The organism is Streptomyces sp. NPDC054883 (genome assembly GCF_053610645.1).
On the sequence record NZ_JBSGYT010000053.1, the window covers coordinates 1 to 15,416 of the forward strand.

19 protein-coding genes are annotated in these 15,416 nt (G+C 69.8%); 9 read left to right on the forward strand and 10 right to left on the reverse strand.

Features of this window, described 5'->3' with window-relative positions:
* Window positions 1-264 precede the first annotated feature (264 nt).
* The 3 genes from trpS to ACWGH1_RS29495 all read left to right on the forward strand — a co-directional run bounded on the left by trpS (window position 265) and on the right by ACWGH1_RS29495 (window position 3,147).
* Window positions 265-1,278, forward strand: coding sequence for a tryptophan--tRNA ligase (gene trpS, locus ACWGH1_RS29485; protein ID WP_453357051.1), 1,014 nt, complete (start codon window positions 265-267; stop codon window positions 1,276-1,278).
* Window positions 1,279-1,366: 88 nt separating this feature from the next.
* A complete protein-coding gene (locus ACWGH1_RS29490) occupies window positions 1,367-1,963 on the forward strand; it encodes a 2'-5' RNA ligase family protein (RefSeq protein WP_453357050.1) in 597 nt (198 codons plus the stop codon).
* A 188-nt stretch (window positions 1,964-2,151) separates the two neighbouring features.
* Entirely contained in the window at window positions 2,152-3,147 is a 996-nt protein-coding gene (locus ACWGH1_RS29495) for a YihY/virulence factor BrkB family protein (protein ID WP_453409164.1), read from the forward strand.
* Here ACWGH1_RS29495 and ACWGH1_RS29500 read toward each other — a convergent pair.
* Window positions 3,086-4,354, reverse strand: coding sequence for a D-alanyl-D-alanine carboxypeptidase family protein (locus tag ACWGH1_RS29500; protein WP_453354342.1), 1,269 nt, complete (start codon window positions 4,352-4,354; stop codon window positions 3,086-3,088). The two genes, ACWGH1_RS29495 and ACWGH1_RS29500, sit on opposite strands and share 62 nt — an antisense overlap.
* Window positions 4,355-4,475: 121 nt before the next feature.
* On the opposite strand from ACWGH1_RS29500, the gene ACWGH1_RS29505 reads away from it, so the two are divergent.
* From ACWGH1_RS29505 to ACWGH1_RS29515, 3 genes are all read left to right on the forward strand, one after another.
* Complete coding sequence (locus ACWGH1_RS29505) at window positions 4,476-4,721, forward strand: SCO4848 family membrane protein (protein WP_136217236.1); 246 nt, start codon at window positions 4,476-4,478, stop codon at window positions 4,719-4,721.
* Entirely contained in the window at window positions 4,718-5,974 is a 1,257-nt protein-coding gene (locus ACWGH1_RS29510; protein WP_453354343.1) for a metallophosphoesterase, read from the forward strand. The genes ACWGH1_RS29505 and ACWGH1_RS29510 overlap by 4 nt, the downstream gene beginning before the upstream one ends.
* An 88-nt stretch (window positions 5,975-6,062) precedes the next feature.
* Window positions 6,063-7,619, forward strand: coding sequence for an ABC transporter substrate-binding protein (locus tag ACWGH1_RS29515; RefSeq protein ID WP_453354344.1), 1,557 nt, complete (start codon window positions 6,063-6,065; stop codon window positions 7,617-7,619).
* A gap of 19 nt (window positions 7,620-7,638) precedes the next feature.
* Here the strand turns inward: ACWGH1_RS29515 and ACWGH1_RS29520 are convergent, their stop codons facing one another.
* The 4 genes from ACWGH1_RS29520 to ACWGH1_RS29535 all read right to left on the reverse strand — a co-directional run bounded on the left by ACWGH1_RS29520 (window position 7,639) and on the right by ACWGH1_RS29535 (window position 9,714).
* A complete protein-coding gene (locus ACWGH1_RS29520) occupies window positions 7,639-8,373 on the reverse strand; it encodes a TetR family transcriptional regulator (protein WP_453354345.1) in 735 nt (244 codons plus the stop codon).
* An 11-nt stretch (window positions 8,374-8,384) separates the two neighbouring features.
* Window positions 8,385-8,810, reverse strand: coding sequence for a thiol-disulfide oxidoreductase DCC family protein (locus ACWGH1_RS29525; protein WP_453354346.1), 426 nt, complete (start codon window positions 8,808-8,810; stop codon window positions 8,385-8,387).
* Between the two features lie 6 nt (window positions 8,811-8,816).
* Window positions 8,817-9,221 carry a hypothetical protein gene (locus ACWGH1_RS29530; RefSeq protein ID WP_453354347.1) on the reverse strand — a complete coding sequence of 135 codons (405 nt, stop codon included), beginning with the start codon at window positions 9,219-9,221 and terminating at the stop codon, window positions 8,817-8,819.
* A 79-nt stretch (window positions 9,222-9,300) separates the two neighbouring features.
* Window positions 9,301-9,714, reverse strand: coding sequence for a hypothetical protein (locus tag ACWGH1_RS29535; protein ID WP_453354348.1), 414 nt, complete (start codon window positions 9,712-9,714; stop codon window positions 9,301-9,303).
* A gap of 83 nt (window positions 9,715-9,797) precedes the next feature.
* Between ACWGH1_RS29535 and ACWGH1_RS29540 the strand changes: the two genes are divergently transcribed.
* From ACWGH1_RS29540 to ACWGH1_RS29550, 3 genes are read left to right on the forward strand one after another with little or no spacing between them, the layout of a single operon-like run.
* Window positions 9,798-10,415 carry a helix-turn-helix domain-containing protein gene (locus ACWGH1_RS29540; protein WP_453354349.1) on the forward strand — a complete coding sequence of 206 codons (618 nt, stop codon included), beginning with the start codon at window positions 9,798-9,800 and terminating at the stop codon, window positions 10,413-10,415.
* The gene (locus ACWGH1_RS29545; protein ID WP_453354350.1) at window positions 10,399-10,626 is read left to right on the forward strand and encodes a Scr1 family TA system antitoxin-like transcriptional regulator; all 228 of its coding nucleotides are present in this window, start codon (window positions 10,399-10,401) and stop codon (window positions 10,624-10,626) included. Before ACWGH1_RS29540 ends, ACWGH1_RS29545 begins: the two co-directional genes overlap by 17 nt.
* Window positions 10,623-10,865 carry a DUF397 domain-containing protein gene (locus tag ACWGH1_RS29550; RefSeq protein WP_453354351.1) on the forward strand — a complete coding sequence of 81 codons (243 nt, stop codon included), beginning with the start codon at window positions 10,623-10,625 and terminating at the stop codon, window positions 10,863-10,865. The genes ACWGH1_RS29545 and ACWGH1_RS29550 overlap by 4 nt, the downstream gene beginning before the upstream one ends.
* On the opposite strand, the gene ACWGH1_RS29555 is transcribed toward ACWGH1_RS29550, so the two are convergent.
* The 5 genes from ACWGH1_RS29555 to sdhC form a co-directional block, all read right to left on the reverse strand.
* The gene (locus ACWGH1_RS29555; RefSeq protein WP_453354352.1) at window positions 10,862-11,518 is read right to left on the reverse strand and encodes a Uma2 family endonuclease; all 657 of its coding nucleotides are present in this window, start codon (window positions 11,516-11,518) and stop codon (window positions 10,862-10,864) included. The two genes, ACWGH1_RS29550 and ACWGH1_RS29555, sit on opposite strands and share 4 nt — an antisense overlap.
* A gap of 419 nt (window positions 11,519-11,937) precedes the next feature.
* A complete protein-coding gene (locus tag ACWGH1_RS29560) occupies window positions 11,938-12,705 on the reverse strand; it encodes a succinate dehydrogenase iron-sulfur subunit (RefSeq protein ID WP_453409165.1) in 768 nt (255 codons plus the stop codon).
* Window positions 12,705-14,459: a succinate dehydrogenase flavoprotein subunit gene (sdhA, locus tag ACWGH1_RS29565; protein WP_453355285.1), complete on the reverse strand. Its 1,755-nt coding sequence runs from the start codon at window positions 14,457-14,459 to the stop codon at window positions 12,705-12,707. The genes ACWGH1_RS29560 and sdhA overlap by 1 nt, the downstream gene beginning before the upstream one ends.
* Before the next feature lie 24 nt (window positions 14,460-14,483).
* The gene (locus ACWGH1_RS29570; RefSeq protein ID WP_453355284.1) at window positions 14,484-14,981 is read right to left on the reverse strand and encodes a succinate dehydrogenase hydrophobic membrane anchor subunit; all 498 of its coding nucleotides are present in this window, start codon (window positions 14,979-14,981) and stop codon (window positions 14,484-14,486) included.
* Window positions 14,982-14,986: 5 nt separating this feature from the next.
* Window positions 14,987-15,367, reverse strand: a complete 381-nt coding sequence (sdhC, locus tag ACWGH1_RS29575) for a succinate dehydrogenase, cytochrome b556 subunit (RefSeq protein ID WP_136217246.1) — start codon at window positions 15,365-15,367, stop codon at window positions 14,987-14,989.
* Window positions 15,368-15,416: the final 49 nt, after the last annotated feature.

Sequence of the window (15,416 nt, forward strand, 5' to 3'; positions counted from 1 at the left end):
CCCCAGACCCCGCGCCTCAAACGCCGGCGAGGCTGATGTGGCCCGGCCCCGGCGGGAAGCGCGCGGCGCCGCCGCAGGAGTGGCCCGGCCCGGCGGGAAGCGGCGCGGCGTGGCCCCGGCAAAGCGGTCGCTCGGACGGGGTGGGATCCGGTCGGGGTGCTACCGGGCGGTACCCCGGCGGGGGACCGGCGGCGCCGTCACCGGCCGGAAGGTTCCGGCCAGCGGCGGGGCCGAGCCCGCCGTCACACCTGAGAGAATGAAGCCATGGCTTCTGATCGTCCTCGCGCGCTCTCCGGCATCCAGCCCACCTCCGGTTCGTTCCACCTCGGGAACTACCTCGGAGCCATCCGCCAGTACGTCGCCCTGCAGGAGACGCACGACGCCTTTTACATGGTCGTCGACCTGCACGCGATCACCATGCCGCAGGATCCGAAGGACCTCCGCGCGAACACCCGGCTCTCCGCCGCCCAGCTGCTCGCCGCCGGCCTGGACCCCGAGCGCTGCACGCTCTTCATCCAGAGCCACGTCCCCGAGCACGCGCAGCTCGGCTGGGTCATGAACTGCATCACCGGCTTCGGCGAGGCCAGCCGGATGACGCAGTTCAAGGACAAGTCCGCCAAGGGCGGCGTCAACAACGCCACCGTCGGCCTCTTCACGTACCCGATCCTCCAGGTCGCCGACATCCTGCTCTACCAGGCGAACGCCGTCCCCGTCGGCGAGGACCAGCGCCAGCACATCGAGCTCACCCGCGACCTGGCCGAGCGCTTCAACCAGCGGTTCGGCCAGACCTTCACCCTGCCCGCCGCGCACATCGTCAAGGAGGTCGCGAAGATCTACGACCTCCAGGACCCGGCGAGCAAGATGTCGAAGTCCGCGTCGTCCCCCAAGGGCCTGATCAACCTCCTCGACGAGCCCAAGGTCACCGAGAAGAAGATCAAGAGCGCGGTCACCGACACCGAGGCCGAGATCCGCTTCGACGCCGTGCACAAGCCCGGCGTCAGCAACCTGCTCACGATCTACTCCACCCTCACGGGCGAGTCCGTCCCCGCCCTCGAAGCCGCGTACGAGGGCAAGGGGTACGGCGCGCTCAAGACCGACCTCGCCGGGGTGATGGTCGACTTCGTCACACCGTTCCGCCGGCGCACCCAGGAGTACCTGGACGACCCGGAGACCCTGGACTCCGTGCTGGCCAAGGGCGCGGAGAAGGCCCGGGCGGTCGCCGCCGAGACCCTGGCCCAGGCGTACGACCGGCTCGGCTTCCTGCCCGCCAAGCACTGACCGGCGACAGCCCTGGCGGTCCGGGGGCCGGTACCGCCACACTGAGGCGGACCGCGACAGACGGAAGCGACAGACGGAGGAGACAGACGTGGGGACCGTAACGCTCGGCGTTTCGATCGCGGTCCCGGAGCCGTACGGCAGCCAGCTCCAGGAGCTGCGCGCCGGCTTCGGGGACGTCGCCGCGCACGGCATCCCCACGCACGTCACCCTCGTCCCGCCCACCGAGGTGGACGGGGACCGGCTCCCGGCTGTCCGGGCCCACCTCGCCGAGGTCGCGGCGGGCTTCCGCGCCTTCGCGATGCGGCTGGAGGGCACGGGAACCTTCCGTCCCCTCTCGCCGGTCGTCTTCGTCCAGGTCGTGGAGGGCGGCTCCGGCTGCACCCGGCTCCAGGGCCGGCTGCGCGATCCCGAGGGGCCGCTCGACCGGGAGCTGGCGTTTCCGTACCACCCGCACGTGACCGTCGCCCACGGGATTTCCGAGGAAGCGATGGACCTGGCGTTCGGCACGCTCGCGGACTACTCCGCCGAGTGGCTGTGCGGCGGCTTCGCGCTCTACGAGCAGGGCTCGGACGGCGTCTGGCGGAAGCTGCGCGAGTACCCTTTCGGGCCCGGCCCGGCGGGCGTTCCGGCGCAGTCGGGCTCCCCGGCGAACGAGACGGCCGAAGCGGTCATACGGCGCTCCTGACGGAGCGGCCGCAGGGCCTGGACCGTGCCGAACCTGAGCCTCCGTAGGACCAGGGCGTGAAACGGACGCCCCATCGAGTGCGCATGGCGAAAAGTCACAATCGACGACCGTAGTACCAAAGTGGTGCAATCCCGGCTATTTCCGGCACTCCACTTATGGTGACCTCCCGACTGGCTGACGGTGACCCCATGGACTGGCTGACGAAGATCCCGTGGATCGGGCCGCTGGTGGCAGCCCTGATGCGGACGCACGCCTGGCGTTCGTACGAGCGGCTCGACCGCGTCCACTGGTCCCGGCTCGCCGCCGCGATCACCTTCATCAGCTTCCTCGCGCTCTTCCCGCTGATCACCGTGGCCGCCGCCATCGGCGCGGCACTCCTCAGCCAGGAGCAGCTGGACCGCCTCCAGCACACCCTCGCCCAGCAGGTCCCCGGCATCTCCGACCAGCTCGACCTCAACGCACTCGTCGCGAACGCGGGCACCGTCGGACTCGTGGCGGCCGGCCTGCTGCTCCTCACCGGCATCGGCTGGGTCGGCTCGATGCGCGACTGCCTGCGGGCCGTCTGGGACAAGGACGACGAGGACCAGGGCAACCCCGTCGTCCGCAAGGGCAAGGACGCGCTGGTGCTCCTCGGGCTCGGCGGCGCCGGACTGGCCTCGGCCGCCGCCTCGATCGTCGGGTCCAGCGCGGTCGGCAAGTTCGGCGACCTGCTCGGCGTCCCCCGGCACGGCGCGGGCGGGGTGGTCCTGCGTACGGGCGCCTTCCTGGTCGGCGTGGTGGCCGCCTTCCTGCTGCTGCTCTACCTGCTGACCCTGCTGCCCGGGGTCGAACCGCCGCGCGGCCGGCTGATCCAGGCGGCCCTCATCGGCGCGGCCGGGTTCGAGCTGCTGAAGCTGCTGCTCAGCGGATACATCCGGGAGGTAGCCGGGAAGAGCATGTACGGGGCCTTCGGCGTGCCGATCGCCCTGCTGCTCTGGATCAACTTCACGGCCAAGCTGCTGCTCTTCTGCGCCGCGTGGACGGCCACCGGCCACCCGGAGCCGGCCACCGGGCCCGACCGCGCCGGGACGGACGACGCGCGCGCCGAGAACGCCGCGCGCGACGGCGGCGGCCCCGCCGCTCCTACACGAGGTCCTCGTCCGGCGAGCGGCGGCCCCGCCGGCCCGGCGGCCACCGCCGGTTGAAGGCGAACGTGCCGCCCGCCAGCGCGGCCAGCACCCCGCCCGCGATCCCCAGCGCGGTGCCCAGACCGCTGTCGCCCGGGTCGGCGCCGGCCGCCGCCCGGTTCTGTTCGTGCGACCGGGCGGGCGCACCCTTCGACTTGGTGTCCGCGCTCTTCGGCGGCACCAGCTGACCGACCGGCTTGACCTTCCCGGCCGCCGCGAAGCCCCAGTCGAAGAGCTCGGCGGTCTCCTCGTACACCGAATTGATCCCACCGGCGTCCGGGTTCATCACCGTGACCAGGAGCTTCCTGTTGCCGCGCTGGGCCACGCCGGTGAAGGTGGAACCGGCCATGCTGGTGTTGCCGTTCTTCACCCCGGCGATGCCCTTGTACGGGGAGATGCCGCCCGCGCCCGTCATCAGCCGGTTGGTGTTCTGGATCTCGAAGAAGTCGCGCGGCTTGCCCCCCTCCTGCCTGCCGGGGAACTGGGCGCTCGCGGTGCCGCAGTACTCGCGGAAGTCCTGCTTCTGGAGACCGGAGCGGGCGATGAGGGTGAGGTCGTACGCGCTCGACACCTGGCCGGGGGCGTCGTACCCGTCGGGGGAGACCACGTGCGTGTCGAGGGCCTGGAGCTCCTCGGCGTGCGCCTGCATGTCCTTGACGGTCTTCTCGATGCCGCCGTTCATGGCCGACAGCACGTGCACCGCGTCGTTGCCCGACCGCAGGAAGACCCCGAGCCACAGGTCGTGGACGGTGTACTCGGCGTCCTCCTTGACCCCGACCAGACTGCTGCCCGCGCCGACGTCGGCCATCTCCTGCTCGCTCACCTTGTGCACCTGGTCCTTGGGGAGGCTCGGCAGCACCGTGTCCGCGAACAGCATCTTCATCGTGGAGGCCGGCGGGAGCCGCCAGTGCGAGTTGTGCGCGGCCAGCACCTCGCCGGTATCGGCGTCCGCCACGATCCAGGACCGTCCCGTGAGGTTCGCCGGCAGGGCGGGCGCCCCGGGCAGCAGGGTCACCTGGGTACCGGGCTGGCCGAGTGCGGCGCCGCCGACGCTGGACATCGACGAGGGCGGCGCGGGTGCCTGGCGCTGCTTGCCCTTCCCGTCACCCGGCCGCGCCGGCCGCGCCGACGGCGCCGCCGGGTCGGCGTGCGCGGGGGCCGAGAGCATCGCGGGGACCAGCAGCGCGGCGGAAAGGACCGTCAGCGCGGTCTTCTTTGCAGACACGCAGGTGAACGTACATCCCGATGGGCCGACCCCGGCCACGGGCAGGTCAACCCGCCGCAACCACCGCCGGTACAGCCCACCCCGGCGTGTCCGTCCGGACGGCGAAACCGATACTGAGGGCATGAAACTCAGCCGCGCCGCCTCCTGGTTCCTGCTCGCCTTCGGAGTGTGGAGCTGGTTCATCTGGGTGACCTTCGTCCGGAATTTGTGGAAGAACGGAAGCGGCCTGTCCTTCGACGCGGCCGGTGACCCTACGGCGTACTTCTGGGTCCACCTTCTCCTCGCGGTGACGTCCTTTCTCCTGGGGACGGCCGTTGGGGTGATCGGGTTGCGCGGCGTGCGGGCGCTGCGGCGTGAGTCACGATGACCGTATTCGTCTTCGCGGCCGTCGCGCTCGCGGTACTGCTCCTGTTGGCCCTGGTGCACCGGTGGCTGTGGGCCCGGCTGGTCCGTGACACCACCCGACCGGGTGGACCGGTCCGCCGGGCGGGCACCGTGCTGGCGTTCGCCCTGCCGGTGCTCGCCGTCGCGGCGCTGGTGGCGGGGCACGCGGGTGCGCCGTTCTGGCTCCAGCGGGCGGTGGCCTGGCCCGGGTTCATGTGGCTGGCGGTGCTGCTGTACCTGACGCTGGCGATGCTGGTGGCCGAGCCGGTGCGGCGGATCTGGCTCCGCCGGTCCGCCGCCCGGGAGTCCGCTCCCGCTCCCGTGCCCGCCCCCGTACCGGCTGCGCCCCCGGCGGCGGAGCCGGCCGAAGCCCCGGAGCCCGCCGTCGCCTCCGCGGCCGCCTCCGCCGACCTCACTCGGCGGCGGTTCGTCGCGCGCACGGTGGGCGGGGCCGCGGCCGCCGCCGCCCTCGGCACCGTCGGCGCGGGGACCTACGGGGTGCTGCGCGGGCCGCGCGTCAAGCGCGTGCAGGTGCCCCTGGCCAAGCTGCCCCGCGCCGCGCACGGCTTCCGGATCGCCGTCGTCAGCGACATCCACCTCGGCCCGATCCTCGGGCGGGCGCACACCACCCGCATCGTCGAGACCGTCAACCGCACCCAGCCCGACCTGATCGCCATCGTCGGCGACCTCGTCGACGGCAGCGTGCACGACCTGGGCCCGGCCGCCGAACCCCTGCGCGGGCTCAGGGCCCGGCACGGTTCCTTCTTCGTCACCGGAAACCACGAGTACTTCTCGGGCGCCCAGCAGTGGGTCGACCACGTCCGCGAACTCGGCATCCAGCCCCTGGAGAACGCCCGTCGGGCCCTGCCGTACTTCGACCTCGCCGGGGTCAACGACGTCCAGGGGGAGAGCGAGGGCCACGGCCCCGACTTCCGGGCGGCCCTCGGCGACCGCGACCGTTCCCGGACCGCGGTGCTCCTCGCGCACCAGCCGGTCGTCATCCACGACGCCGTCCGGCACGGCGTGGACCTCCAGCTCTCCGGCCACACCCACGGCGGTCAGCTCTGGCCCGGCAACTACATCGCCGAACTCGCCAACCCGACCGTCGCCGGACTGGAGCGCTACGGGGACACACAGCTGTACGTGTCGCGCGGCGCGGGCGCCTGGGGGCCGCCCGTCAGGGTCGGCGCGCCGTCGGACATCACTGTGGTCGAACTTGCCTCATACCAGGCCTGAGCAGGCATAACGGGCCTTCCGGTGGCCGGTATTCCGTGATTGGGTGACCGATAATCGGAGTACCTAGTGTGAATAGCGGGGTCAGGGGATGCGGTCTGTCAGACCGAAGATCATCGCGGCCGGTCTCGTCCTGGTGGCGGCGGGCGGCGTCGCGGCGTGGCAGCTGATGCCCGACGGCGAGGGCCGCGGCGCCATCAGGGTCGGCACCAGCGACTCCGTCTCCAGCCTCGATCCGGCCGGGGCGTACGACGCGGGCTCCTGGGCCCTGTTCAGCAACGTCTACCAGTCGCTGCTGACCATCAAGCCGGGCTCGGACACGCCGGTCCCGGACGCCGCGTCCGAGTGCGCGTTCGTCGGGCAGAAGCTCATCACCTACCAGTGCCAGCTCCGCCCGGAGGTGAAGTTCTCCAACGGGCGCGCGGTCACCGCCGACGACGTGAAGTTCTCCTTCGACCGGATCAAGACGATCAAGGCGGACCAGGGTCCGGCCTCGCTCTTCGACACCCTGGAATCGGTCAAGGCCGAGGGCCGCACCGTCACCTTCAACCTCTCCGCCCCCGACGCCACCTTCCCCTTCAAGATCGCGACGGGCGCGGCCTCGATCGTCGACAAGGACGCGTACCCGGCCAAGGCGCTGCGCGAGGGCACCGAGGTCGACGGCTCGGGCCCCTTCACGCTGGCCGGGTACCAGGCCGGCACGAGCGCCGACCTCAAGCCCAACCCGGCGTACAAGGGCCAGGCCAAGCCCGCCCTCGCCCCCGTCAGCGTCAAGTACTTCAAGGGCTCCGACGAACTCAACAAGGCCTGGACGGACCGGAAGATCGACGTCGCCCACCGCGACATGCCGCCCGAGGTGCTCGCGGGCCTCGGCCCGGGCCTGGCGGACACCCGCTACCAGGTCTCCGGCGGCACCGAGACCCGCATCATGATCTTCAACGTCCGGCCCGGTTCGACCGTCGCCAAGCCCGCCGTGCGGCAGGCCGTGGCCGCCGTCCTGGACCGCTCCAAGCTGGCCGCCGAGATCCACAAGGGCACGGTGACCCCGCTCTACTCCCTCGTCCCGGCCGGGGTCGCCGGACACAGCACGCCGTTCTTCGACACCTACCCCAAGCCCGACGAGGCGACGGCGAAGAAGCTCCTCAAGGACGCCGGGATCGACGCTCCGGTGTCGCTGACCCTGGGGGTCAACGAGCGGGGCGCCAACGTCGAGGAAGCCGACGCGATCGCCAAGCAGCTCACCGCCACCGGCCTGTTCCAGGTGAAGATCAAGACGGTCGCAACCTTCCAGGACTACCAGAAGCGGTACGCGGCCGGCGAGTTCGACGCATACACCCTGGGCTGGATCGCCGACTTCCCGGACGCGGACAACTTCATCGCCCCGCTCGTCGCCACCGGATCCAGCATGAACAACGGCTACTCCGACAAGACCGTGGACGACCTGATCGCCCGCACCCGCGGACACTCGGACCGGGGCGACGCCGCCGTCGACTTCCGCGAGCTCCAGAAGCTGGTCGCCCAGCAGATCCCGATCCTGCCGATCTGGCAGAAGAAGGACTACGTGATGTCCCGGGACGCCGTCAGCGGAGCGCAGTACCTCTCCGACGGTACGGGCGTCTGGCGCCTGTCGGAACTCAACTGGCTCTGACGCAGCGGCCCGCCTCCGGCTACGACCCCTCCCCGGGGTGCGGGTCGGAGGCGCGCTTCTTGCGGGAGACCGCGGTCTGCGCCATGCCCGGCAGGAAGTCCGCGAACAGTTCGTGGACCTCCCGCACCAGCGGCCGCAGCACCCGGAACCGGGCGAGGACGATGCCCCGCGTCGTGAGCTGCGCGCCGCGCTCGGCGAGCCGGCGGGTCTTCTCGCTGTCGGGCGAGCGGTCGAAGACCCAGTACAGGACGAGCCCCATCTGCGAGAGCCACATCAGCTCGGGCAGTACGTCGGCCAGTTCCTCCGGCACCTTCGTCTTCGCACCCGCCAGCACCTCGCGGTGCATGTCGATCGCCGCCTTGCGGGCGGGTTCCGACTCGGGCGAGAAGGGGCTGAGCGGGCTCTCCGGGTCGGCCGCGTTCTTGAAGAACTGCGACGCGAACTCGTGGTACGGCGCCGCGATGTCCAGCCAGCTCGTCAGGACGCCCGCGAGGCGCTTCTGCAAGTCCGTCTCGCTGTCCAGGATCGGCCGGACCGCCGCCTGGTGAGCGGCGCCGATCCGGTCGTAGAACCCCTGGACCAGGTGTTCCTTCGAGCCGAAGTAGTAGTAGGCGTTGCCGACCGAAACCCCGGCCTCCTTGGCGATGGCCCGCATGGTCGTCTTGTCGAAGCCGCGCTCCTGGAACAGGCGGAGGGCGGTTTCGAGGATGAGGGTGCGGGTCTGTTCGCTCTTCGGAGCCTTCTGATCGGTCACGGTGTACGACCCTATCGGGGTGCTGCGCACTGGTCGTCACAGGCCGGTTCTTCCGCCTCCGCCGCGCCGTCGGTACGGACCGCGGCCCGCCAGGCGGAGGCGGTGTACATGGCGGCCCGGGCGAAGGGCCGGCCCGCCGGGGTGGCGAGCCAATTGGCCTTCGGCCGGTGCTCGGCCAGGGCCCACAGGCACACGATGAAGGCATCGGTGCCGGTCCAGACCTGGCCCGCGTTCCCGATCACGGTGATCCGGCGCAGCGTCGCCGCGTGGTCCAGGCCCGGGAACCGCTGCCGCGCCTCGTACGATCCGGCGGGGACCAGCCGCAGCGGTACGAGCCACCGCTGTCCGAGCAGCCAGTGCCGGATGTGCACGCAGAGCGGGCAGTTCGCGTCGTAGAGGACGGTCAGGTGCCGGATCGGCGCGGTCGCGGCGGCCATCGGGGCTCAGGCCCCGGCCGGGGCGGTCCACCCCTGGGGGGCGACCGGCGGGGTCTGCCGGCGCTCCATGATGCCGCGGCGGCGCATCTTGTTGAGCACCCACACGTTGCCGAGGTGCATCACACCGAGGACGAGCAGGACGACGCCGAGCTTCACCGAGAGCGCCTCGAAGAGCCCGCGGGCCTCGGTGATGGTCTCGCCCGAGCGCAGGTACAGGGTCACGAAGCCGATGTTCACCAGGTAGAAGCCGACGACCAGGAGGTGGTTGACGGCGTCCGCGAGCTTCTCGTTGCCCTGGAGGACGTCGGCGATGAAGACGCGGCCGTTGCGGGTGAGGGTGCGGGCGACCCACGCGGTGAGCCCGATGCTGATGACCAGGTAGATGACGTACGCGACCACGGTGAGGTCCATGCCCCAGCCCCTTTGAACGTGTTCAACTGCTGACGTGGTCGACTGTAGACCTCTTTTTGAACAGGTTCAAGCGTCAGGTTCAAGGCATCATCCCGATCGCTTTCTCCAGCACCTCCGGATCGACGTGCGGAGCCCCGGGCGTCGGCAGCGACCGCCAGGCCAGCGGCCAGGTCGTCCCGTACAGCGCGGGCACCCCCACGTAGGCGGCGGCGGACCGGGTGCGCGAGGTGTACCGCTGGGCGTACGAGGGCCAGCTCCGCTCCCGCGCGGTGCCGGGCGGAAGCAGGAAGTACATCCAGCGGAAGCCGTTGAGCTCGTAGACGACGGGCCCGGGGTCGTGGCCGGTGAGCCGGCTGAGCCGCTTGGCGATTTCCTCGCCGAGCTGGCCCTGGATGCGGACGGCGTCGAAGTGCACGCCGGCCAGCCGGAGTCGGAAGCCGGACTCGGGGACCCAGTCCGGGGCCCACGCGCGGGGGGAGGTTTCCTCGTTCACACCACAGAGGGTGACGGCCCGGAGCTAGCCTGAACAGTGGTCGCGCCGTCACAGACGGCGATCCGTGAAGGGCCGTGAAGCCGATGACCGAGCCTGTGAACCCGAGTGAACCCCTCCCGTCGGCGCTCAGGCGCGGGCTGGGAGCCCAGATGCGCACGCTAGGTGAGAAACGGGGGGTGTCGCGCCAGCAGTTGGGCGGCGACACCAACTTCTCCCCGTCGACCATCGGGGCGTTCGAGCGGGGCGAGCGGGTGATGGACGCCGAGACGATCGAGAAGGTGGACGACGTCCTGGGCGGGGAGGGCCTGCTGAAGGCGACGGTGCCGTACCTGGAGGAGGAGCGGTACGCGCCGCAGTTCAGGAACTTTGCGCCGATCGAGGCGAAGGCGGTGAGCTTGTGGGTGTACGACACCCACATACTGAACGGCCTGCTCCAGACGGAGCCGTACGCACGGGCCGTGCTCGAATCACATCGCCCACCGGTGCCTGTGGCGGAGACCGAGCGTCGCTTGGCGGGCCGAATGGGGCGGCAGGTTCTCTTGCACCGCGACCCGCCTCCAGCGCTCTCGTTCGTGTTCGAGGAAGGTGCACTCATGCGGCGGACCGGCGGGGGCGAGGTCTGGCGCGACCAACTGCGATACCTATTGGAGCTGGGGGCGACTACCGCACATCGACCTGCAAGTAGTGCCGCTGGAGTGTGAGGAGCCGGTAGGCGCGGAAGGGCCCATGAAACTGGCAGGGTCCCCGGAGCGACGCCTCTTCGGCTACGTCGAGGCGCAGGGCCACAGTTGGGTGATCTCGCAACGGGAGGCGGTGAGCGAGATGATGCAGCGGCATGCGAATATCCGGGCATGGGCGCTGACCCCCAAGGAGTCGGCTCGCCGGATCGAACAGCTGCTAGGAGAGCGATGAGCATCGGACTGGCCTGGTTGAAGAGCAGTTACAGCGGAAGCTCCGGCGGCGACTGCGTCGAGGTGGCCGTGGCATGGCAGAAGAGCAGCTACAGCGGAGGCGACGGCGGTCAGTGCGTCGAGGTCGCCGCCTGCCCGTCCGCCGTGCACGTCCGCGACTCCAAGGACACCGCCCGCCCCGCCCTGACGCTCACCCCTGCGGCCTGGGCCGCCTTCACCGACTTCGCGGCGGAGTCCTAAGCCTCCGGCTTCGGTGGGTCCGCCTTCCCAGCGGTTTGTGGCCGACCCGCTGTCAGGAGCTCGTCCACGTCGAGGGTGACCTTGGCGCCCAAGCTGTCAGGCAGGGTCGCCAGTTCACCGGGCGCGTAGACGCGGCGGTGGCTGGTGTAGTCACCGTCCAAGGGATCGGTGAGCACGTGCAGCCGCTGGTGCTGACGGTTCACGATCACGTAGAGCGGAATCATGGCGCTCGCGTAAGCGCCCACCTTGGAGCGCAGGTCGGTGTTGTAGTTGCTCGACGTCACTTCGAGGACGAGGCGGAAGACGACGGGATCGTAGCAATTGTTTGTGACCAGATGATCTTCGCTGTCCGCATCAACCACGACGAGATCCGGAATGGCGAAGTCGTCCGGCCCGTCCGGCAGCCACAGCCCGATGCCTTGGTGAACCTCCGTCTCGCCATCGTCCAAGCCTGCCGCGACGAACGGACGGGTGATCTTGTTGAGCACCCTGGAGTGCGGGATGTCCGCAGGCGGCGTCACAGTGAGCTGGCCTCCGATGATCTCGACGCGGTAGCCAGGGGCCTTCTGCATGAGGCTGTTGGCCGCTTCGAGCAGCGTCAGCGGGCGATCCTCGTTCGGGTACGCGGGGTACTCGACGGGTGCTGCGGACATTCCGGGCCTCCCGTGGGCTGAGTCGAGGACATCATCGTAGGACGGGGACAGCCTCAGGTCCCGCAAGCGTCCGCTTCACCTGATCGGGTGGGGGCTCTCCCACAAGGTCCGTGGCTCCTGCCCACGCCTGCGCGCGTGTTGCGGATGTGGTCCCTCCGGTGGGCTTCCTGCCGGGACGCGGCCGCGTGTTCGCCGAGCGCGTCGGGGATCTCGTCCAGGTTCCCGGGGCCCATGGACTCGGGCATGCGGACCTTGCGGCTGTGGATGAGGTCGACGCGGAACGGCCCGGGACGCGGCTGAGGCCCGCACCCCCAAGGGGGCACGGGCCTCAACCGGGACCGCCGGACGGAGTCCGGCGCAGCGCCGCGAAGCCGGTGAGGCCCCTCAGGGCCGAACCGTGCGAGCGGCGCGTCAAGAAATCAGAAGCGGCGGGTGATGAGGGCCCGCTTGACTTCCTGGATCGCCTTCGTGACCTCGATGCCGCGCGGGCACGCGTCGGTGCAGTTGAACGTCGTGCGGCAGCGCCACACGCCGTCCTTGTCGTTCAGGATCTCCAGCCGCTGCTCGCCGGCCTCGTCGCGCGAGTCGAAGATGAAGCGGTGCGCGTTGACGATCGCCGCCGGGCCGAAGTACTGGCCGTCGTTCCAGAACACCGGGCACGAGGACGTGCACGCGGCGCACAGGATGCACTTGGTGGTGTCGTCGAAGCGCTCGCGGTCCTCGGCGGACTGCAGACGCTCGCGCGTCGGCTCGTTGCCCGTCGTAACCAGGAACGGCATGACGTCGCGGTACGCCTGGAAGAAGGGCTCCATGTCGACCACGAGGTCCTTCATCACCGTGAGGCCCTTTATGGCCTCGACGGTGATGGGCTTCTCCGGGTTGATGTCCTTGATCAGCGTCTTGCAGGCGAGCCTGTTCTTGCCGTTGATCCGCATCGCGTCGGAGCCGCAGATGCCGTGCGCGCACGAGCGGCGGAAGGTCAGCGTGCCGTCGAGGTCCCACTTGATCTTGTGGAGACCGTCGAGCACGCGCTCCTTCGGGTCGATCTCGATCTGGTAATCCTGCCACTGCGCCTCGTCCGAGATCTCGGGGTTGAAGCGGCGGATCCGGAACGTGACCGTGATGAAGGGCGAGGCCGCGGCCGCGGCCTCCATCGCGTCCGTCTTGGAGAGGGTGGGGGTGGCCATCAGTACTTACGCTCCATCGGCTGGTAGCGGGTGACGACGACGGGCTTGTAGTCCAGCCGGACGGAGTCCTTACCGTCGTCGCCGACCTCGCGGTACGCCATGGTGTGGCGCATGAAGTTGACGTCGTCGCGGTTCGGGTAGTCCTCGCGGTAGTGACCGCCGCGGGACTCCTTGCGCGCCAGCGCGGACACGGCCATGACCTCGGCCAGGTCGAGCAGGTTGCCCAGCTCGATGGCCTCCAGCAGGTCCGTGTTGAAGCGCTTGCCCTTGTCCTGGACGGACACGTTCTTGTAGCGCTCGCGCAGCTCCGCGATCTTCTCGACCGCGGTCTTGATGGTCTGCTCCGTGCGGAACACCATCACGCACGCGTCCATCGTCTCCTGGAGCTCCAGGCGCAGGTCCGCGACCCGCTCGTTGCCCGTGGAGCCGCGCAGCTGCTCGACCAGGTCGATGACCTGCTGCGCCGGGTTCTCGGGCAGCTCGACGTAGTCGTTCTCGTGCGCGTACTCGGCCGCGGCGATGCCCGAGCGCTTGCCGAAGACGTTGATGTCCAGCAGCGAGTTGGTGCCCAGGCGGTTCGCGCCGTGGACGGAGACGCAGGCGACCTCGCCGGCCGCGTACAGACCCGGGACGACGGTGGTGTTGTCCGCCAGGACCTCACCCTCGACGTTGGTCGGGATGCCGCCCATGGCGTAGTGCGCGGTGGGCTGGATCGGGATCGGGTCCGTGTACGGCTCGATGCCGAGGTACGTACGGGCGAACTCGGTGATGTCCGGCAGCTTCGCGTCGAGCTGCTCCGGCGGCAGGTGCGTCAGGTCCAGGTACACGTGGTCACCGGCGGGACCGCAGCCGCGGCCCTCGCGGATCTCGGTGTAGATGGAGCGCGAGACGACGTCACGGGACGCGAGGTCCTTCATGACCGGCGCGTACTTCTCCATGAAGCGCTCGCCGTCCTTGTTGCGGAGGATGCCGCCCTCACCGCGGGCGCCCTCCGTCAGCAGGATGCCCATGCGCCAGATGCCCGTCGGGTGGAACTGGAAGAACTCCATGTCCTCCAGCGGCAGGCCGCGGCGGTAGCAGGCCGCCTGGCCGTCACCCGTGAGGGTGTGCGCGTTGGAGGTCACCTTGAAGAACTTGCCGGTGCCGCCCGAGGCGTAGATCACGGACTTCGCCTGGAAGACGTGGATCTCGCCGGTCGCGAGCTCGTACGCGACGACGCCCGCGGACTTCTTCACACCGTCGACCTCGACCAGCAGCTGGTCGAGGACGTAGAACTCGTTGAAGAACTCCACGCCCTCCTTGACGCAGTTCTGGTACAGCGTCTGGAGGATCATGTGGCCGGTGCGGTCCGCGGCGTAGCAGGACCGGCGGACCGGCGCCTCGCCGTGGTTGCGGGAGTGACCGCCGAAGCGGCGCTGGTCGATGGTGCCGTCCGGGGTGCGGTTGAACGGCAGGCCCATCTTCTCCAGGTCGAGGACCGCGTCGATGGCCTCCTTCGCCAGGATCTCGGCGGCGTCCTGGTCGACCAGGTAGTCACCGCCCTTGACCGTGTCGAAGGTGTGCCACTCCCAGTTGTCGTCCTCCACGTTGGCGAGCGCGGCGGCCATGCCGCCCTGCGCGGCGCCCGTGTGGGAGCGGGTGGGGTAGAGCTTCGTCAGCACGGCGGTGCGGCTGCGCTTCGTCGCCTCGATGGCGGCGCGCATGCCCGCGCCGCCGGCGCCGACGATGACGGTGTCGTACTTGTGGATCTTCATGAGTCGATTCGCCTCAGCCCGTGCCTAGCGGATGTTCGGGTCGAAGGTGAAGATCACCAGCGTGCCCAGAAGGATGGTGAACACCGTGGCGGTGTAGAGCAGGCCCTTCAGCCACAGCCGCGTGCCGGGGCGCTCCGCGTAGTCGTTGATGACCGTACGCAGACCGTTGGAGCCGTGCAGCATGGCCAGCCACAGCATCAGCAGGTCCCAGACCTGCCAGAAGGGGGACGCCCAGCGGCCGGCCACGAAGGCGAAGCCGATCTTGCTGACGCCGCCGTCCAGCACCAGCTGGATGAGCAGGTGGCCGATGACCAGCACCACCAGGACGATGCCCGAGAGGCGCATGAAGAGCCACGCGGCCATCTCGAAGTTGCCGCGGGTCGAGCGCGGCGTCTTGCCGGTGCGCTTGCGCGGGGCCTCGATGTACGGCGCCGGGTTGTCGACGTCGTAGAGGGAGACGCCCTCCACGGAGCCGATGACTGCAGCGGAAGAAGTGCCAGAAACTGTGCTCTTTTCAGGCATGCGTGTCACTTCCCGAACAGTTCAAGGTAGGCGTGGTGCAGGACGGGGTACACGGCCCCGGCCATCAGCACGATCCAGACGACCAGCACGGTCCAGAGCATCTGCTTCTGGAGACGCGGGCCCTTGGACCAGAAGTCCACGGCGATCACACGCAGACCGTTGAGCGCGTGGAAGAGGATGGCGGCCACGAGGCCGTACTCCAACAGCGCGACGATCGGGGTCTTGTAGGTAGCCACGACATCGTCGTACGCCTCGGGGGAGACGCGGACGAGAGCGGTGTCGAGGACGTGTACGAACAGGAAGAAGAAGATGAGGACGCCGGTGACTCGATGAGCCACCCAGGACCACATTCCTTCCCGGCCGCGGTACAACGTTCCAGCCGGCACGGAAAACCCTCCGGAAGCGGGGCGGGGGCCAGCCGGCTTCTTTGTCGGT